Origin of the sequence: Micromonospora sp. NPDC049366 (genome assembly GCF_044466625.1) — a bacterium.
Lineage (GTDB): Bacteria > Actinomycetota > Actinomycetes > Mycobacteriales > Micromonosporaceae > Micromonospora.
Map to the genome: position 1 here is coordinate 281229 of NZ_JBITMV010000002.1, position 19244 is coordinate 300472.

Consider the following 19244-nt stretch of genomic DNA (forward strand, 5'->3'; position numbering starts at 1 on the left):
CGACGCGCCGCGGCGGGGGAGTGGACGCTCGGCGCCGGCCAGGGGTTCCGGCGGCTGGTCGAGGTGGGTGTTCAGGGCTGGCTCCCTTCGTGCGCGGTCCGGACGCCGGGGAACTCTCCGCCGTGACGCCGGGACCGAGGGGGTGGTGGGCACTGCGCGAGCTCTGGACAACGCGAGGGTCGTCGATTAAGTTCACGATCAATGTAAACGTTACCGATTACGTTTACAGTAAGGGACGCGATGCCCGTGATCAATGTCTTCGGCCGGGCGGCCTCGGCACCACGCCACCCACACGATCGAGGGCTCTCGCTCCTGCGCGCGCCTCGCCACCACCACCTCTCCGCCGCCGCAGCCGGGAGCGGGGACGTCGGGACCGACGAGGCCGAGGCCATGTTCCGGCGGTGATGGGGGTGACCGGGTGACCACTGTGGGACCGCGGACCGGAGCGATCTACGCCGACGCTTCCGCCCCCGTCCAGGAGCGGGTGTCGGACCTGTTGGCACGGATGACCCGCGAGGAGAAGCTCGCGCAGTTGGGGAGCACTTGGGCGTTCGCGCTGCTGGAGAGCGGGCGGTTCTCGGCGGAGCGGGCCCGCCCCGTCCTTCGACACGGGCTGGGGCACGTGACCCGCGTCGCCGGAGCGACCGGCCTGCGGGCGACGCAGGTGGCGCGGGCGGCGAACGCGATCCAACGGTTCCTGGTCACCGAGACCCGGCTGGGGATTCCGGCGATCGTGCACGAGGAGGTGTGCTCCGGGGTGATGGCCCGGGAGGCGACCATCTTCCCGCAGGCGATCGGGGTCGCGAGCACCTGGGCGCCCGGCCTCAACCAGCAACTCGCGGACGCCGTCCGCGCGCAGATGCGCGCCATGGGGAGCCACCAGGGGCTCTCGCCGGTCCTGGACGTGGTGCGTGACCCGCGCTGGGGTCGGACGGAGGAGACCTACGGCGAGGACCCGCATCTGGTGGCACGCATGGGCGTGGCGTTCGTCAGGGGACTCCAGGGTGCCGACCTGGCGGACGGCGTCCTCGCCACGGCCAAGCACTTCGTCGGCTACGGCGCCTCCGAGGGCGCGCTGAACTGGGCGCCGGCCCACCTGCCCCCGCGTCTGCTCCGGGAGGTGTACCTGCACCCGTTCGAGGCGGCCGTCCGCGAAGGCGGCCTCCGGTCGGTGATGGCCGGCTACCACGAGCTGGACGGGATTCCCTGCCACGCCAACGCGGAACTCCTCAGCGACATCCTCCGCCGGCAGTGGGGCTTCACCGGGAGCGTGGTGTCCGACTACTTCGCCGTCGACGACCTGCACTCCTACCACCACCTGGCGGCGGACAAGCAGCAGGCGGCGGTCCTGGGCCTCGCCGCGGGCGTCGACGTCGAGCTCCCGGCGACCGACGCGTACGCGGACGCCCTGGCGCGCGCGCTCGACGCCGGGGAGGTCAGTGAGGCGCGACTCGACGAGGCGGTCGCCCGGGTCCTGCGGCACAAGTTCGAGCTCGGGCTCTTCGAGGCCCCGTACGTCGACGAGGGCGCGGTCGAGTTGGCGGTCAGCGACGACCGGCACCGGGACGTGGCGCTGGCGATCGCGCGCCGCAGCCTCGTCCTGCTGAAGAACGACGGCGTGCTGCCGCTGGTCGCCGGAGCCGGCAGGGTGGCCCTCATCGGTCCGAACGCCGACGACGCCCGGCACCTGCTCGGTGACTACTCGTTCGCCGCGCACATCGAGTCGCTGATGGAGGCGCGCGAGCGGCGCGGGCTGCTCGGCCAGACGATGACGATCCCGGACGACCTGGAGATCGACGAGAGCATGGACGGCGTGCCCACCGTCCGCGACGAACTCGCCGCCCGCCTCGGCGACCGGCTGCGCTACGTGCCGGGGTGTGACGTGGTCGACCCGTCGACGGACGGGTTCGCCGAGGCGGTTGCGGCCGCCGCCGAGGCGGACGTCGCGGTGCTGGTGCTGGGCGACCGCTCGGGGTTGACCCCCCGGGCGACCACGGGCGAGTCGCGGGACCGGTCCAGTCTCGACCTTCCCGGCGTCCAGGAGGATCTGGTCCGTGCCGTCGTCGACACCGGCACCCCCGTGGTGGCGGTCCTCGTCGCGGGCCGGCCGGTCGGCAGCGACTTCCTGCACGACCGGTGCGCCGCCGTGCTGATGGCCTGGCTGCCCGGGGAGACCGGCGCGCGGGCGATCGCCGAGGTCCTCCTCGGCGAGGTCAACCCGAGCGGCAAGTTGCCGATCTCCTACCCCCGTACGGTCGGCCAGCTGCCCGTCTTCTACGGCCACAAGGTGTCCGGCGGGCGGTCGCACTGGCACGGCGACTACGTGGACTCGCCGGTCGCCCCGCGTTACTGCTTCGGCCACGGCCTCGGCTACGCGCCCTTCACCGTCGACGAGGCGGCGGTGGAGCGCGCGGAGGTCGTCGCCGGAGACAGCGTCGCCGTCGAGGTCACGGTCACCAACACCGGACGGCGGGCCGGTGAGGAGGTCGTCCAGCTCTACGTGCGCGACCCGCAGGCCACCGTCACCCGTCCGGTGCTCGAGCTGAAGGCCTTCGCTCGGGTCTCGGCCGCGGCCGGCCAGCGGGTGGCGGTGCGCTTCGACGTGCCGACGGGTCAGCTCGGCTTCTACGACCGGCACCTGAACTACACCGTGGAACCCGGGCTGATCGAGGTGTACGTCGGCTTCTCGTCCGACGCCCGCGCCCTCGCCGGCAGCTTCGTCATCAAGGCGGGTGCGGACGGTGCGCCGACGTCGAAGGCTTTCTCCGGCACGGCGGAGGTCCGGGAGCTGTCCGGCCGAGCCGGTTGACCCCATTTCACCGCCGACCGGAATGGTTCGCGCGCCCGTTCCCGGCCGTCTTTTCCCCGGGCCGGAACGAGCGCGGGGAACGGCCGTTCATTCGACCACCGAGCGTCACCGTCACGCGCGGTTCCGCAGCGGTGGACGGTGGTCGGTCCGCGCCTTTGTAAAGCGTTCCGTTGGGGCCGCTTGATCGGGGCTCGGCGAGGCGAAAGGTCTTGTGTTCGTAATCGTTCTCGGTTACGTTGACAACATCCTGGAAACGTAACCGATAACGATTGCAGTCCAGAGAGAGCGGCATGACTGAAGTCAATGCGCCGGTAACAATGAGTGATGTCGCCCGGGTCGCCGGCGTTTCCACCGCCACCGTCTCGCGCGTCGTCAACGGGCACTACGGCGTCAGCCCGCGGACACTCGCCCAGGTCCGTTCCGCCATCGAGCAGCTCGGCTACGAGTCGAGCCTCGTGGCCACGAGTCTGCGCCGCAGCCGCACCAACGTCCTGGGCCTCGTCGCGCACAGCTTCCAGTCGTACACCGCCGAGGTGCTCAAGGGCGTGATGAAGGCGCTGAGCCGCTCCGGCTTCGATCTGATCATCTATGCCAACAGTGACCTCTACGGGTCCTATTCGGAGGGTTGGGAGCAACGGCACCTGACCCGACTGTCGGGCACCCTCACCGACGGGTGCATCGTCGTCACCCCCTGGGGCGAGATGCGCAGCCGGACGCCGATCGTGGCCATCGACCCGGTGCGGGGTGCCACCGCCCCCTCGGTCATGGCCGACAACCTCGCCGGCGCCACCACCGCGATCGAGCACCTGCTCGCTCTGGGCCACCGCCGCATCGGGTTCATCGCGGGCCGGGACAGCCTCGCCTCGGCGTGGTCGCGGGAAGAGGGCTACCGGGCAGCGCTCGCCGACGCGGGCGTCCCGGTCGACCCCACCTTGATCGGCAGGGGAGACTTCAATCCCGATTCGGCGGTCCCGTTGGCGCGCGCCCTGCTGCAACGGGCGGACCGGCCGTCGGCGATCTTCGCGGCGAGCGACGGGATGGCCCTCAAGGTCCTGGAGGTCGCCAGGGAGTTGGGGCTCTCCGTCCCGGCGGACCTGTCCGTCGTCGGCTTCGACAACATCCCGGAGGCGGCATCGACCGGTCTGACCACCGTGGACCAGTCGATGTTCCAGCTCGGCCACGAGGCCGCCCGGATGCTCAAGTCACTGGTGACGGGCGACTGGGCCGAGCCGAGCCAGATCGTGCTGCCGACCAGCCTCGTGATCCGCGGCTCGACCGCACCACCGACGAGCGCGGCACGACCATGACAACCGCCGACGGGCGCCACGGCCTGACCGCCTCGACGAAGCGACCAGGTCGGCTGCGCGCGTGGCCAACACCGGAAGGAGGCGCCCGCAACACGCACGGCGAGATCCACCGATGAATTGAGCCGGCCAGCGGGTCGCATCCGCTGCCGGCGCAGAGAGGAGTGGAGCGTGACAACCGAACACTATCACGGGCGGCTACGCCGGCTGGGCGTACGCCGACTCTCGGCGGCGTTCACCGCCGGAGTCATGGCGGTCGCCGCGGTGCTGGTCGCGCCGCAACCCGCGACGGCCGACACGCCGTGGCTGGCGGTCTCCGACGACCGCTACGCCTCGTTCACCGTTCCGGCCGCGTACGTCCAGGAGCAGTTGGGCACGGTGTCGCAGGTCGTCATCGAAGGAAACTTCGGTCCGTCGGCCAGCTGGGCGGAATTCGGTCTGACCCGGCGCGGCGACGCGTGGTCGGGTGTGCTCGGCGCGCTGGAGCCGGGGCTCTACCACTACCAGGTCACCGCCGACGACACCAAGACCATCAAGGACCCGACGAACCAGACCAGTGTGGCGTCCCACCCGCTCTGGAGCAGCTTCCTCGTCGCGGGTGACTCGGCTCGCTGGTTGGTCGACGTGCCGGACGGCACCGGCGGCACGGTCGGGACCCTCACCTACCGGGTTCGCGACGAGCAGCGTTCGGCCCTGGTCTGGACGCCACCGGGCTACGCGGCCAAGGGGCCGAAGAGCTACCCCGCGCTCTTCCTGGAGTCGGGTGACGGTGCGGCCGTCACCGACTGGCTCGACCTCGGCCGCGCGAAGCAGATCCTCGACAACCTCTCGGCGGCCGGCGCCATGCAGCCGATGGTGGTGGTGATCGCCGACAGCGCGGACGACCGGGAACTGACGGACCTGCGCAAGGCGGTCGCCGACAACTACCGGGTCCGACGCGATCCGGCGCACCAGGCGATCGCCGGCGTCTCCGACGGCGCGGCGCGGGCCGTACGGGCGGCGTTCGCCAAGCCGGGGCAGTTCGGCTACGTCGGCTGGTTCTCGGGCGACTCGGCGCCGAGCGTCGACCGCAAGGACGCCAAGGCGATCAACCGCGGCCTCAAGCTGCTGCGTCTCTACTCGGGGAACGTCACCGACCCCGCGCACAACCCCACCTACCGGCTGACGAAGGCGCTGGGTCAGGCTGACGTCCGGTTCGAGTTCGACGGGGTCAACCCGGACGGCGGCGGGAACTGGAGCACCTGGCAGGAGAACCTGGTCGACTTCGTGCCACGGCTGTTCCGGGACGTGTCGGACCACGGGCCGAGCCCGGGCCACCGGCAGTTCACGGGCGAGTTCACGCCGCCACCGGCGGGCACCACCCCCACGCCCTTCCTCAACGAGGACGGGTTCGTCACCTTCGAGACCACCACGGACTTCACCGCCGCCCAGCACGTCACCGTGTGGGCCAACATCGCGCCGGGCGGCAGTTGGCTCCGCGTGCCGTTGACCCGCGACGGCGACCGGTGGCGGGCGACCGTGGGGCCGCTGAAGCCCTGGTTCTACTACTACCGATTGATCGTCGACCGGGTCCCGGTCAAGGACGTCTCGAACCCGACGAGGGTGACCACCGAGCCGATGTGGAGCACCTTCCTCGTCCCCGGTCCGGAGGCCCGGCTGCTGACGGACGTGCCGGCCGGCCAGGGCGGGACGGTCGAGGCCATGACCTACCGCAGCACGGTGGCGGGCCAGGACCGCACCGCGCTGGTGTGGACCCCGCCCGGCTACGACCCGGGCCGGGCGCAGCCGTACCCGGTTCTCTACCTCCAGCACGGCGGCGGCCAGAACTACACGGACTGGGTCGAGATGGGCCGCGCCAAGCAGATCCTCGACCACCAGTTCCTCGACGGCGATCTCACGCCCATGGTCGTCGTGATGGGCAACGGCAACTCGTCCAACTTCAACCGCGAGTTGCGGGAGAACATCGTCCCCACCGCCCGGTCCCGCTACCACATCTCCAGCGACCCGTCCCAGCAGGCCCTCGCCGGTCTGTCGATGGGCGGCGGGCAGGCGTTCGGTGTGCTGCGCGCCTACCCGGGCGAGTTCGCCTACGTGGCGGCGTTCTCGGCCGGCTTCGGCAGCGGCACCGGCGTCGACGTGGCGGCCATCAACAACGGCACCAAGATGTTGCGCCTGTACGTCGGTGACCAGACCGACTTCGTGTACCCGAGCTTCATGACCTCGCTGACCACGTTGGACAACCTCGGTATCCGCTACGAGTTCGACGGGGTCACCCCCGGGCCGCACGGCTGGGACGTGTGGCAGAAGAACCTCATCGACCTGGCGCCGCGACTGTTCAAGCGCTAGGAGCCTCACCCAGGCGACGCCACCGGGAGCAGGGTTTCCTGCCCCGGTGGCGCCCGCCAGCGCATGGATCCTGTGCACCGCGACCCCCGAAGGGAACCATCTCAATGAAGAGAAGACGCGTACTCACCACGGTGGCCGTGCTCGCGGCCGGGGCCGGCCTCGTCGCCTGCTCGCCGTCGGACGACGGCGGAAGCGACGCCAGCAACTGCACGAACACCATCACCAAGCAGAACGTGCCGGTGGTGACGATGTGGGGCTGGTATCCCAACACCCAGCTCGTCGTCGACAACTTCAACAAGCAGCACGACGACGTGCAGGTCTGCTGGACCAACGTCGGCCAGGGCGGTGACGAGTACGACAAGTTCCAGACGGCCATCTCGGCCGGCACCGGCGCCCCCGACGTGATCATGATCGAGGCGGACCGGATCCCGACGTTCCAGATCCAGGGCGCGCTCGTCGACATCAAGCAGTACGGCTACGACGCGGTCAAGGCCAACTACAGCGACGGCGCCTGGAAGGACGTGTCGGTCGGCGACGCGGTCTACGGAGTCCCGGTCGACGGCGGCCCGATGGGCATGATCTACCGCAAGGACATCTTCGACAAATACAAGATCACCCCGCCGAAGACGTGGGCCGAGTACGAGCAGGCCGCGCAGAAGGTGAAGGACGCCGGCGGCCCGCTCTTCGGGGACCTCGGCGCGAACGTGCCGGCGGTCCTGATGGCGCTGCAGATCCAGAAGGGCGCCACGCCCTTCACCTACGATCCCGCGCAGCCGAAGTCGATCGGCGTCAAGCTCAACGACCAGGCTTCCAAGGACGTGCTGGACTACTGGGGTGGCCTCGCCAAGAAGGGCCTGGTCGGGACGCAGGACCAGTTCACCCCGGAGTACATCTCCGGCGTGATCAACGGCAACTACGCGACGTACATCTCCGCGGCCTGGGCGCCCGGCTATCTCACCGGCGCGGGCGTCGGCAAGGGGCAGGACACCGGCAAGTTCGCGGTGGCGCCGCTGCCGCAGTGGGACCCGGCCAACCCGGTGCAGGTCAACTGGGGTGGCTCGGCCTTCTCGGTGACCAAGCAGGCGAAGAAGCCGGAGTTGGCCGCGAAGGTCGCCTACGGGCTCTACGCCGACAAGGAGTCGCTCACCGACGGCTGGACCAACCAGATCATCTTCCCGCTGAACCTGACGGCGCTCAAGGACCCCGCCTTCATCGACCTGAAGGTGGCGTTCTTCGACGGCCAGCAGGCGAACAAGGAGGTCTACGTACCGGCCGCCGACGCCTACAAGGGCGTCTCCTACGCCCCCTTCGGCCAGTACTACCTCGACGCGATGACCAAGCAGGTCAGCGAGGTCATCAAGGGCTCCATCACCGGGTCCCAGGCGGCCGACCGGCTGCAGGAGGACGTGGTGAAGTACGCCAAGGAACAAGGTTTCACCGTTCAGTGACCGGACGGGTGGGCCGCGTCGGCAGCGGCCGGCCCACCCTCGACCCTCGGCGTCCACGTCCCGGAGACCAAGATGACAGTCCTGACCGAGAAGCGCGCTCCGCGTACCCCGCAGCAGACGCGCAAGATCCGCGGCAAGGTGCACCTCCGCGAACACCTGATGGGATGGCTCTTCGTCGGGCCATTCGGCATCGTCTTCCTGGCGTTCCTCATCGCGCCACTGGGCTACGCGCTGTATCTCAGCCTGTTCCAGAAGAAGCTGATCGGCGGCACCAGCTTCGTCCTCTTCGACAACTACGTGAAGGCGTTCACCGACCCGAGCTTCCTGTCCGGGGCGTGGTTCGTCATCCGCTTCTCGCTCGTCTCCATCCCGTTGCAGATCATCATCGCGCTCGTGATGGCCCTCATCCTGGACGCGGTGACGTCGCTGTTCGCCCGCTTCTCGCGCCTGATGATCTTTCTGCCCTACGCGATCCCCACCGTCATCGGCGCCGTGATGTGGGGCTTCCTCTACAGCAAGGGCTTCGGTCCGCTGACCGACATCTTCGGGCTGTTCGGCGCCACCGCGCCCGACTTCCTGGGCAGCAACCTGATTTTTTACGGTCTGCTCAACGTGGTCACCTGGCAGTGGGCCGGCTATTACATGATCATCCTGTACGCCGCGTTGCAGGGGGTCGACCCGACGCTCTACGAGGCCGCCCGGATGGACGGCGCCGGCCGCTGGCAGATCGCCACCCGGATCAAGATTCCGCTGATCGCCCCCGCGCTGATCCTGATCCTCGTCTTCTCGCTCATCGGCACCCTGCAGTTCTTCAACGAACCGCAGATCCTGCGCTACCTCGCGGCCGGCACGATCGGGGCGGACTTCACCCCCAACATGTACGCGTACCAGCAGGCGTTCTCGCTCGCCAACTTCAACTACGGGTCGGCGATCTCGTTCGCCCTCGGTGGGATCGTCTTCATCTGCGTGTACGCCTTCCTGTTTTTCACCCGCAAGCGGAGGAGCTTCCTCTGATGACCGACCGCACAAGCGTCCGCGCAGGCGCCCGCCGGCCGCAACGCCACCTCCCGCTACAGATCCTCCTGGGCTTCCTGGTGCTCTACTTCCTGGTGCCGTTCTGGTGGCTCATCGTCAACAGCTCCAAGGACGCGCCGGGTCTGTTCGGCGGCGGCAACACCCTGTGGTTCACCGACCAGATCGACTACCTCGGCAACCTCAAGTTGCTGTTCACCCACGACGGTGGCATCTACGGCCGGTGGATCCTCAACTCCACCCTGTACGCCATCGCCGGCGGGATCGGCGCCACCGTCCTGGCGGTCATGGCCGGCTACGGGTTCGCCAAGTACCGGTTCGCCGCCCGACGGTTCAGCTTCGCCGTCGTCCTCGGCGCGTTGATGGTGCCGGCCACCGCTCTGGTCATCCCGACCTTCATCATGTTCTCCCGGCTCGGCATGACCAACACGGTCTGGGCGGTCATCCTCCCGTCGCTACTCAACCCGTTCGGCGTCTATCTCATGCACGTGTACGCCCGCGACGCGGTCCCCGACGAGCTCCTGGACGCCGCCCGGGTCGACGGCGCGGGGGAGGTGCGGACGTTCCTGCAGATCGCCCTTCCGCTGATGCGCCCCGCGGTGGTGACCGTGCTGCTGCTGTCGGCCGTGGCGTCCTGGAACAACTACTTCCTGCCCCTGGCGATGCTCTCCGACAACAGGCTCTTCCCCGTCACCGTCGGCCTCGGCCTCTGGCAGGGCATCGCCTCCGCGAACAACGCGGGCGGCACCTCCCTGTGGAGCCTGATCATCCTGGGCTCGCTCGTGTCGGTGATTCCCCTGATCATCGCCTTCTTCAGCCTGCAACGTCACTGGCGCGGCGGGTTGTCCGTCGGAGGTCTCCGGTAGGGCACACCCGTGCCACCAGCCCCACCACACAGGAGCCGCGACACCGCTCGCGGCCGAGCGGATGACAGAGAGGTGTGCTGATGTCGAAGACGGATCGACCGCTGCGTAGTGGGCAGTGGTTCGGCGCGGACGGCCGCAACGGGTTCATCCACCGCTCCTGGATGCGCAACCAGGGGTTCGCCGACGACGTCTTCGACGGCCGTCCGGTGATCGGCATCGCCACCACCTGGTCGGAGCTGACGCCGTGCAACGCCCACCTGAGTGACCTGGCGGAGTCGGTGAAGCGCGGTGTGTGGGAGAGCGGTGGCCTGCCGCTGGAGTTTCCGGCGATGAGCCTGGGTGAGCCGCTCATGCGACCCACGACCATGCTCTACCGAAACCTGCTGGCCATGGAGCTGGAGGAGCTGGTCCGGGCCAACCCGCTCGACGGGGTGGTCCTGCTCTCCGGCTGTGACAAGACCACCCCCGGCCTGCTGATGGGTGCGGCGAGCGTCGACCTGCCGACCCTCATGATGACCGGCGGGCCGATGCTCAACGGCAAGTTCCGTGGCCAGGACATCGGGTCGGGGACCGTCGTCTGGCGCTTCACGGAGGAGATGCGGGCCGGCCGGATGACCGCGGCCGACTGCGCGGAGGCCGAGGTCGGCATGTCCCGCAGTCGGGGTCACTGCATGACCATGGGCACCGCCTCCACGATGGCCTGCGTGACCGAGGCGCTGGGCGTGCAACTGCCGGGAGCCGCCGCCGTGCCGGCCGTCGACTCTCGCCGGTACGCCCTGGCGCACGCCGCCGGACGCCGGATCGTCGCCATGGTCGAACAGGACCAGCGGCTGTCGACGGTGCTCACCCGGGAGGCCTTCGAGAACGCGATCCGGGTCAACGCCGCGATCGGTGGTTCGACCAACGCGGTCGTGCACCTGCTCGCGATCGCCGGACGGCTCGGCGTACCCCTGTCCCTGGAGGACTTCGACACCCTCACCGCCGACGTGCCCATGCTCGTCAACCTCATGCCGTCCGGGACCTACCTCATGGAGGACTTCGCCTACGCCGGCGGTGTCCCGGCGGTGATGAACGAGATCGCGCCGCTGCTGCACCTGGACCACGTCACCGTCAGCGGAAGGAGCGTCGCCGACAACATCAGTGGCGTCCGGTGCTGGAACCGGGAGGTCATCGGCACCATGGCGGAGCCGTTCCAGCCCGCCGGCTCGGGCACCGTGGTGCTGCGTGGGTCGCTCGCCCCGTCCGGGGCGGTGCTGAAGGTGTCCGCCGCCTCGGCCCACCTGCTCACGCACACCGGGCCGGCGCTCGTCTTCGACCGGATCGAGGACTACGTCGTCGCGGCGGACGACCTCGATCTCGACGTCACCCCCGACACGGTCATCGTGGTGCGCAACGCCGGCCCGCGCGGCTACCCCGGCTTCCCGGAGGTGGGCAACGTCCCCATGCCGCGACGGCTGCTCGCCGACGGTGTCACGGACATGGTCCGGATCTCCGACGCCCGGATGAGCGGCACCGGGTACGGGACCTGCGTCCTGCACGTGGCCCCGGAGGCGTCCGTGGGTGGTCCCCTCGCGCTCGTGCGCACCGGTGATCCGGTCCGCGTCGACGTCCCGGCGCGGCGTCTGGACCTCCTGGTGGACGACGCGGAGATCGCTCGGCGCCGGGCCGCCTGGCAGCCACCGGTGCCGTCCGCCGACCGGGGCTGGGCACGGCTGTACGGCGAGCACGTCCTGCAAGCCGACCAGGGCGCGGACCTGGACTTCCTCGTCGGGGGCAGCGGTAGCGCCGTACCCCGACACTCGCACTGACTCCGACGCGACGCGGGATGTCGCGCGGAACCGATCGCAGGGGAGGACGGATGATCGGTGGGGGAGAGTTCGCGCGGAGGACGGCGGTGACCGCCACCTCTCGGCCGGTCATGGCCGACGTCGCCCGCCTGGCCGGGGTGTCGCACCAGACGGTGTCCCGCGTCATCAACGGGGCACCCAGCATCAAGCCGGAGACGCGGGAGCGGGTCCTGCGGGCCATCGAACGGCTCGGCTACCGACCCAACACCGCGGCCCGCGCGCTGGTGCGCGGCCGTTCCGGAATGATCGGCATCATCGGCACGGCACGGACGCTGTTCGGCCCGACGAGCATCCATCGCAGCGTCGAGGACGCGGCCCGCGCCGCCGGCTACTTCGCCACCTCGGTGAGTCTGTCGGAGGTGACGTGGCAGGCGCTGAGCGACGCGACCGAACACCTCATGCGCGTCGGCGTGGAGGGCGTCGTCATGATCGCCGGCAACGACGAGGCGCTGGACGTGGTGCGGATGAACCGGTCCAGTGTTCCCTTCGTGGTCGTGGAGGGCGACCTGTCCCGGGCCTCGCTCACCGTCGGCGTGGACCAGGTGCTCGGCGCCCGGCTGGCCACCGAACACCTGCTCGGGCTCGGGCACCAGGAGATCGTCCACGTGAGCGGCCCGCTCAACTGGGCGGAGGCTCGCGCCCGCGTCGACGGCTGGCGCCGGGCGATGGGTGACGCCGGCCTACGCCCACCCGAGCCGGTCCAGGGGGACTGGAGCGCCGACAGCGGATACGCCGCCGGCCTGCGGATCTGCGAGATGCGCGGGACCACCGCGGTGTTCGCCGCCAACGACCAGATGGCCATCGGTGTGCTCCGCGCGCTCCACGAGCGCGGCCGTCGCGTGCCCGGGGACATCTCCGTCGTCGGCTTCGACGACGTCCCGGAGGCGGCGTATCTCATTCCGCCGTTGACCACGGTCCAGCAGGACTTCGACGCGGTCGGTCGGCGGGCGATCACGGCGATCACGCAGGCCATCAGCGGCGCCACGCCGCAGCCTCTGCCGTTGGTCGTCCCCCGCATGGTGGTGCGGCGGAGCACGGCGCCTATCGGACCGGCGCTCCAGCCTTGAGGGTTTCCCCGGTCGGGAACGCTCAGAACGGCGACAAAGTCTCCACCGTCGGTTCAACGATAGCGTTCAGTGCATGACCGTTGGCATCACCGACACCAGCCATCCCGTCGACGCCGCCGCCGTCCTGGGCCTGCTCTCGGCCCGCCCCCGGCTGCTCGCCCTCGGCGAGCCCACCCACGGCGAGGACGTCCTGCTCGACGTGCGCAACGACCTCTTCCGGCAGCTCGTCGAGCAGGAGGGCTACCGGACGATCGCGATGGAGAGCGACTGCCTGGCGGGTCTGCTCGTGGACGACCACGTCGCCACGGGCGCCGGCACCCTCGACGAGGTCATGGCGAGCGGCTTCAGCCACGGCTTCGGCGCATCGGCGGCCAACCGTGAGCTGGTGCGGTGGATGCGCGCGTACAACGAGGGGAAGCCCGCCTCGGAGCGGCTGCGCTTCGCCGGTTTCGACGGCCCGCTGGAGATCACCGGCGCGGCCAGCCCGCGGCGGGCGATCACCGCGCTGCACGCGTACGTGTCGGCCCGGGTCGACGCCGACCTGCTTCCCTGCACCGCGCAGACGCTGGACGACCTGCTCGGCGAGGACGACCGCTGGAGCGAGCCCGCCGCGATGACGGACCCGTCCCGGTCGGTGGGGCGGACACCCGAGGCCGATCGGCTGCGGCTGCTCGCCGACGACCTGGTGGCCCTGCTCGACGCCCGGACGCCCCAGCTGATCGCGGCGTCCACCGTGGAGGAGTGGGACCGGGCGCGGCTGTACGGGCGCACCGCCGTCGGCCTGCTGCGCTACCACCGGTGGATGGCCGACACGTCACCGGGCCGCCTCCCACGGCTGTTGGGTCAGCGGGCGTCGATGATGGCCGCCAACCTGCTGGCCGTCGCCGAGCGGGGCCCGGCGCTGGTGTACGCCCACAACGCGCACCTCCAGCGGAACGTGAGCACGATGCGGATGGGTGACCTGCCGCTGCAATGGTGGAGTGCCGGGGCGATCGTCAGCGCCCACCTAGGGGAGAGGTACGCCTTCCTGGCCACGGCCCTCGGCACCATCCGTCACCGGGGAGTCGACGCCCCGCCCCCGGACACCGTCGAAGGGCTGCTGTACGCGCTCCCGGAGGACCGGCGCCTCGTCGACCCCCACCGACTGGCCGCCGCCCACGGCCGGGCGACCGCGCGTGTGTCGCCCTGGTTCGGCTACGCCCCGCTGGACCCGGCCCACCTGACGTGCGTCGACGCGATCGTGTTCGTCAAGGACGCCCCGGCGGGACGGTCGTGGTGGCCGGTGCCCTGACCGGTCAGGGGTGGACCAGCGCGTCGAGGTCGCGCAGCGCGAAGCGGAGATGCTCCCACTCCTCGTGGAAGATCACATGGAGGCAGCGCAGGACGGTTGCCTCGTGGTCGGGTGACCACGGGTGCGACCGGGACTCGGCGAGCAGCTCCGGCGTCACGCTCGCGAGGAAGTCCCGCATCGTGGTCTGCCGCTCGGCACGCAGGTCGAGGACCTCGGCGAGGCTCGGCCGCCCGGTGGCGAAGACGGACATGTCGTAGCCGTCGGTCTCGTATTCGGCGTGCGGCTGCCCGAGGGGGTGCAGGGGCTCCGGTCGGCGCAGGATCGTCCGGGAAAGCCAGACGTCGGTGGCGAACACGAGGTGGCGCAGGGTCTGCGCGAACGACCACTCGCCGTCGACCGAGAGGTCGGCGGTGCCCGCGGGCAGGGCGGCGACCCGGTCGACCGCGGTCGCCCAGGCCGCTCGAGCGCGGCCCACGCCGCCCGCAGCCCGGCCGGGTCCCCGGCATCCCTCAGCTCGCGGCCGGGGAACCGGCGGTTGAGTTCGGCCTCGACGAGCGGAAGGACGTCCACGCCGTTGACCAGGAGCGACGACCCTTCCGGGAGCCACGGTGCGTCGATGTCGAGCCCGGCCACATCGACGCTGCGCATCACCGCACCGGTCAGGTTCGCCCTGGTGAACCGCGCTTCCCGCAGGTCGCTGTCGACGAACGTCATGATCTGGTCCTGAGCCATGCGAGCTCCCTCCGGTGGCGAGACGGGCCGATGCTAATGCGGGGGTGCGACGCTGCCCGGTCGTTCGTCCGGTGCGAGCCTCAGGAGGAGATCGCTCGTGCCCACGGCACGAGGAGTCGTTCGAGGCCGGCCATCAGGTAGAAGAGCAGCGCGCCCATGAGCGCGAGCAGGATCAGCGCCGCGAACGCGAGCGGGGTGTCGGCGGACTGACCGGAGCTGGCGATCACCGCGCCGAGCCCGGCCTCCGGGTTGATCACCTCACCGATGATCGCGCCGATGATGGCGAGTGAGGTCGCCACCTTCAGACCGACGAAGATCTGCGGCAGGGCCCACGGAAGCCGGACCTTGAGGAAGGTCTGCCACCACGAGGCGGACAGGGAGCGGGCCAACTCGCCGAGGTCGCTCGGTGTCGAGGTCAGGCCCGCCATGGTCGAGATCAGGATCGGAAAGAAGCAGAGCAGCACGACCATCACGATCTTGGTCTCGTAACCGAAGCCGATCCAGACCAGGAGCAGCGGCGCGAGCGCCACTTTCGGCACCGCGTTGATACCGGCGATCATCGGAAGCGTCATCCGCTCGACCGTCCGCGACGCGGCGAGCAGGACGGCGAGCAGGAGCCCGCCCACCGCCGCGATCCCGAACCCGATGATCGTCTCCAGGAAGGTGATCCAGGTCTGCTGGGCCAGGTGACCGGGGAGCCGCAGGAACGCGTCGACCACGTCCGGCGGAGCCGGCAGAAAGAACGGTTCGATGTCGAAGGCCCAGGTGGACAGCCACCAGATCGCGGTCGCCAGCAGCGCGCCCAGGGCCGGCAACCCGACGCTGCGCCAGCGTCGCTGCGCCCGGCCGTCGGCGGTCACGACTTCTTGACGAAGGTCGGGTCCACGATGGCCGACGGCGCCAGACCCGACGGGATCAGGTTGGCGCGTTCGAGGACGGCGATGGTCTGCGCCACCCGCGACTCGTCCATGAACCCGATCGGGGCACCGCCCGCGGGGCGGACGTGCGGGGTCATCGCCTCGATCTCGCCCTTGCCCGCCGCCACCGTGTAGGTGGGCTTCGCCTTGTTGAGGATCGTCGCCGCCTCGTCCGGGTGCTCGATGCTGTACGCCAGGCCCTTCAGCGCGGCCCTGGTGAAACGCTGCACGAGGTCGGGGTCCTCGCTGATGAGCGACGGAGTGGTGATGATCGCGTTGCCGAACAGGTCCGGCAGGTAGTCGCTGTAGGGCAGGACCACGACGTCCTTGCGGGCGGCCGTCTGCAGGGCGCCGCGGCTGAGTAGGAACGTGCCCAGCGCGTCGACCTTCCCGCTCGCCATGAGCCCGTTGAGGGCGGTGGCCTGCACGCCCTCGATCTTCACCGTCGCCGGATCGAGCCCGGCCAGCCGCGCGTACGCCGGGAAGAGCAGCTCGGTCACGGAGCCGGCGCCGGTCGCGATCGTCTTGCCCTGGAGGTCCTTCGGGGTGGTGATGTTGGTGTCCTCGGTCGTCATCACCGAGATCAAGGTCTGCTGGTGCACGGCGGCGATCGCCCGCCAGTCGGTGAACTCACCCTTGCCCGCCTGGATGACGGCGCCGGTGAAGTCGAGCGCCGCGAACTGGACCTGGCCCGATTTGAGTGCCGTCAGGTTCTGCTGGTTGCCGGCACCCTCCTTGATGTCGACCTCGATGCCGACCTCGGCGAAGTAGCCCTTCTCCTTGGCCACCCACGCGAAGGCGTCGCGGCCCACCGCGCCGAACGCGGTGATGTAGGCGACCTTGTCCGATGCGTCGGCGGCCGGGTCGCCGCCGTTGTCGTCGGTGCCCCCGCAGCCGGCGGCCGCGAGAGCCACGGCCAGCCACGCCGCTGCCAACGTGTGAAAGCGCTTACCCATGCGGTGCCTCCAGCCGCAGCTTCGCGATTCCTGCCCACCCCCGTGGCGGAGATCGGAGGGGCGACGCCGGGTCGCCTCGATAGACGATTTTAGATCAGGGCCCTGATGCCCGTCTGTCCCGAACCGGCACGATCGCTGGCAACAAGGTTGCCATGCATAGGTTTTCGCAGGTCCATAATGGATAGTGATCGTGGATGTGTCGTGAAACAGGCATGATCACCGATATGCTTGCGCTCGGCGGCTCCCGTGTCGTCCGACCGCCGCGCGCTCGTCCGAGCGCGTCCCGCGGCACACCGCTCGTAGGCCCACCGAGGAGCGCGATGCCTGACCACCCGGTCCCGTCCGCCCGTGCCCGCGCCGTGGTCCGCGGCGCCTACGACACGCACGTGCACGTGGCCCCCGACGTGATGGCCCGGCGCATCGACGACGTCGACCTGGCGCACCGCGCCGCCGAGGTCGGGCTCGCCGGTTTCGTCCTCAAGTCCCACTACGTGGCGACGGCCGAGCGGGCGGCGGTGGTCCGCAAGGTGGTCCCCGACGTCGACGTGCTCGGCGCCCTCACCCTCAACGGCGCGATGGGCGGCATCAACCCGGTCGCCGTCGAGGTCGCCGCGCGTCAGGGCGCGCGGATCGTCTGGATGCCGACGGTGGACTCCGGTAACCAGCGGCGCAGCACGGCCACCGATCTGCCGGGCGCCACCCCGGCGATGTGGGGGGCCTTCCAGTCCGACCTGCACAACCAGGGCATCGTGCCGCCCCCGGTCGAGGTCGTCGACGCCGAGGGACGGGTTCTCGACGGCGTACGCCAGGTGCTGCGGGTGATCGCCCGGCACGACATCGCGCTCGCCACCGGCCACCTGAGCGGTGCCGAGATCGCCGCCGTGGTCCGGGCCGCGCGGGAGGAGGGCGTACGCCGGATCGTGGTCACCCACCCCGAGTTCACCTCGCAGCGACTGACGCCCGCGCGGCAGCGGGAACTGGCCGAGGCGGGCGCCCTGCTGGAGCGGTGCTTCACGACGCCGCACTCGGGCAAGGTCGACTGGGCGGACCTGTTCGCCACCATCCGGTCGGTCGGGGTGGCGCACTCCATCCTCTCCAGTGATCTGGGGCAGCCGTTCAACCCGCCGGTGGAGGACGGCCTGGCGCTCTTCGCCGACCGCCTGTTCGACGCCGGCTTCACCGATGAGGAGGTCCACGTCATGGCGGTGGTCAACTCACGCCGTCTGGTGACGCCGGCCGCGACGGGGCCGGCATGAGCGCGCGGCGGATGCTGGTGGTGGGCGCCCACTCGGCGGACTTCGTCTGGCGGGCCGCCGGAGCGATCGCCACGCACACGCGGGCCGGCGGCGAGGCGGTCGTGCTGGCGCTCTCCTACGGGGAGCGGGGCGAGTCCGGCGAACTGTGGAAGGACCCGCGGCAGACGGTGGAGAACGTCAAGCGACTGCGGCACGCCGAGGCGGAGCGGGCCGCCGCGGCGGTCGGCGCCCGGTTCGAGGCGTTCGACCTGGGCGACTATCCGCTGCGGATCCGGGACGAGGACATCGACCGGTTGGCGGCGCTGATGCGCGAGTACGCGCCGCACGTGGTGCTCACCCACCCCGAGCGCGACCCGTTCAACCCGGACCACCCGACGGCGCACGCCGCGGTGGCGACCGCCCGGCAGCTCACCGCGGGCGCCGGCGTGTCCAGCGGCTTCCGGACCGCCCCACCCTCGGAGTTCCTGGCCTTCGAACCCCACCAGCCCGAGCTGTGCGGCTTCGTCCCCACCGTCTTCGTCGACATCACCGAGGCGATGCCGGCCAAGCAGGAGGCGATGGCCGCGATGGCGGCTCAGGGCTACCTGCGCGAGTACTACACGCAGCGCGCCGACCAGCGGGGCAACCACGCCCGCCGGGTGACCGGCAACGCCGCCATCCGCCAGGCGGAGGCGTTCCAGCGGTTGATCCCGAACGTCGTGGGTGCGTTGTGACCTCCGCCCACGACGCGGCAACCGTCGGACCCGAGGTGATCGGGACGCTGACCGCCGCCGGGGTGGCCACGGTCTACGAGGCCGCCGGTCGGCGTGGCCTGATCGACGTGGACCTGGTGCAGGTGGTGCCGGGCTCCCGGGTCGCCGGCCCCGCCCGGACCGTCCGCTGCGGCCAGGGGGACAACCGGGCCGTGCACGAGGCCATGACGCTCGTCCGCCCCGGGGAGGTGCTCGTGCTCACCATGCCCGAGCCGGCCCCCGTCGCACTGATCGGTGAGCTGTTGGCCACCCAGGCCAAGGTCGCCGGCGCGGCCGGCATTCTGGTCGACGCCGCGGTGCGGGACGTGGACGACCTTCGGGCGCTCGGCCTGCCGGTCTGGGCCCGCTGGTGTCGGGTGCGGGGCGCCACCAAACGCGAGCGGGGGTCGCTCGACGTGCCGGTGCCGGTGGGCGGTGCGACCGTCGAGCCGGGGGACATCGTGGTGCTCGACGCCGACGGCGCGGTGGTGGTGCGGCGGACGAGCGCGGACGACGTGGTCGCCGCGACGAGGAGCCGGATGGCCAAGGAGACCGGACTACGGGCCCGGCTGGCGGGCGGCGAGTTCAGTTACGACCTGCACGGGCTGCGTACGCGGGACGAGGCCGACGGGCGGTAGGGCC

At 70.5% G+C, this 19244-nt stretch carries 15 protein-coding genes and 1 pseudogene; 12 read left to right on the forward strand and 4 right to left on the reverse strand.

What is annotated here, in order from left to right:
• The first annotated feature begins 418 nt into the window (after positions 1-418).
• From ACIBTV_RS04855 to ACIBTV_RS04895, 9 genes are all read left to right on the forward strand, one after another.
• On the forward strand, positions 419-2809 hold the full coding sequence (locus ACIBTV_RS04855; RefSeq protein ID WP_396702444.1) for a glycoside hydrolase family 3 N-terminal domain-containing protein: 2391 nt from the start codon (positions 419-421) through the stop codon (positions 2807-2809).
• Between the two features lie 290 nt (positions 2810-3099).
• Complete coding sequence (locus tag ACIBTV_RS04860; RefSeq protein WP_396702446.1) at positions 3100-4116, forward strand: LacI family DNA-binding transcriptional regulator; 1017 nt, start codon at positions 3100-3102, stop codon at positions 4114-4116.
• A 168-nt stretch (positions 4117-4284) separates the two neighbouring features.
• Positions 4285-6459 carry an alpha/beta hydrolase gene (locus ACIBTV_RS04865; protein WP_396702448.1) on the forward strand — a complete coding sequence of 725 codons (2175 nt, stop codon included), beginning with the start codon at positions 4285-4287 and terminating at the stop codon, positions 6457-6459.
• Positions 6460-6563: 104 nt separating this feature from the next.
• A complete protein-coding gene (locus ACIBTV_RS04870) occupies positions 6564-7907 on the forward strand; it encodes an ABC transporter substrate-binding protein (protein WP_396702450.1) in 1344 nt (447 codons plus the stop codon).
• Positions 7908-7979: 72 nt separating this feature from the next.
• Positions 7980-8921: a carbohydrate ABC transporter permease gene (locus ACIBTV_RS04875; RefSeq protein ID WP_396702452.1), complete on the forward strand. Its 942-nt coding sequence runs from the start codon at positions 7980-7982 to the stop codon at positions 8919-8921.
• Positions 8921-9805: a carbohydrate ABC transporter permease gene (locus ACIBTV_RS04880; RefSeq protein WP_396702454.1), complete on the forward strand. Its 885-nt coding sequence runs from the start codon at positions 8921-8923 to the stop codon at positions 9803-9805. Before ACIBTV_RS04875 ends, ACIBTV_RS04880 begins: the two co-directional genes overlap by 1 nt.
• An 80-nt stretch (positions 9806-9885) precedes the next feature.
• Positions 9886-11613 (forward strand): IlvD/Edd family dehydratase, encoded by a 1728-nt coding sequence (locus ACIBTV_RS04885; RefSeq protein WP_396702456.1) that lies wholly within the window; start codon positions 9886-9888, stop codon positions 11611-11613.
• Between the two features lie 86 nt (positions 11614-11699).
• Positions 11700-12719: a LacI family DNA-binding transcriptional regulator gene (locus tag ACIBTV_RS04890; RefSeq protein WP_396702458.1), complete on the forward strand. Its 1020-nt coding sequence runs from the start codon at positions 11700-11702 to the stop codon at positions 12717-12719.
• 73 nt (positions 12720-12792) lie between these two features.
• Complete coding sequence (locus ACIBTV_RS04895; protein ID WP_396702460.1) at positions 12793-14010, forward strand: erythromycin esterase family protein; 1218 nt, start codon at positions 12793-12795, stop codon at positions 14008-14010.
• Between the two features lie 4 nt (positions 14011-14014).
• Here the strand turns inward: ACIBTV_RS04895 and ACIBTV_RS04900 are convergent, their stop codons facing one another.
• From ACIBTV_RS04900 to ACIBTV_RS04915, 4 genes and pseudogenes are all read right to left on the reverse strand, one after another.
• Positions 14015-14485 carry a DinB family protein gene (locus ACIBTV_RS04900; RefSeq protein ID WP_396702462.1) on the reverse strand — a complete coding sequence of 157 codons (471 nt, stop codon included), beginning with the start codon at positions 14483-14485 and terminating at the stop codon, positions 14015-14017.
• A 188-nt stretch (positions 14486-14673) separates the two neighbouring features.
• A pseudogene (locus ACIBTV_RS04905) lies at positions 14674-14742 on the reverse strand (hypothetical protein); the annotation flags it as partial.
• 80 nt (positions 14743-14822) lie between these two features.
• Positions 14823-15602 (reverse strand): ABC transporter permease, encoded by a 780-nt coding sequence (locus ACIBTV_RS04910; RefSeq protein WP_396702464.1) that lies wholly within the window; start codon positions 15600-15602, stop codon positions 14823-14825.
• On the reverse strand, positions 15599-16615 hold the full coding sequence (locus tag ACIBTV_RS04915; RefSeq protein WP_396702466.1) for an ABC transporter substrate-binding protein: 1017 nt from the start codon (positions 16613-16615) through the stop codon (positions 15599-15601). The genes ACIBTV_RS04910 and ACIBTV_RS04915 overlap by 4 nt, the downstream gene beginning before the upstream one ends.
• Before the next feature lie 320 nt (positions 16616-16935).
• On the opposite strand from ACIBTV_RS04915, the gene ACIBTV_RS04920 reads away from it, so the two are divergent.
• The 3 genes from ACIBTV_RS04920 to ACIBTV_RS04930 are packed head-to-tail and all read left to right on the forward strand — an operon-like array spanning position 16936 to position 19240.
• Positions 16936-17871, forward strand: coding sequence for a DUF6282 family protein (locus ACIBTV_RS04920; RefSeq protein ID WP_396702468.1), 936 nt, complete (start codon positions 16936-16938; stop codon positions 17869-17871).
• Positions 17868-18584: a PIG-L deacetylase family protein gene (locus ACIBTV_RS04925; RefSeq protein WP_396702470.1), complete on the forward strand. Its 717-nt coding sequence runs from the start codon at positions 17868-17870 to the stop codon at positions 18582-18584. The genes ACIBTV_RS04920 and ACIBTV_RS04925 overlap by 4 nt, the downstream gene beginning before the upstream one ends.
• On the forward strand, positions 18581-19240 hold the full coding sequence (locus tag ACIBTV_RS04930) for a 4-carboxy-4-hydroxy-2-oxoadipate aldolase/oxaloacetate decarboxylase (protein ID WP_396702472.1): 660 nt from the start codon (positions 18581-18583) through the stop codon (positions 19238-19240). The genes ACIBTV_RS04925 and ACIBTV_RS04930 overlap by 4 nt, the downstream gene beginning before the upstream one ends.
• The last annotated feature ends 4 nt before the right edge of the window (positions 19241-19244 follow it).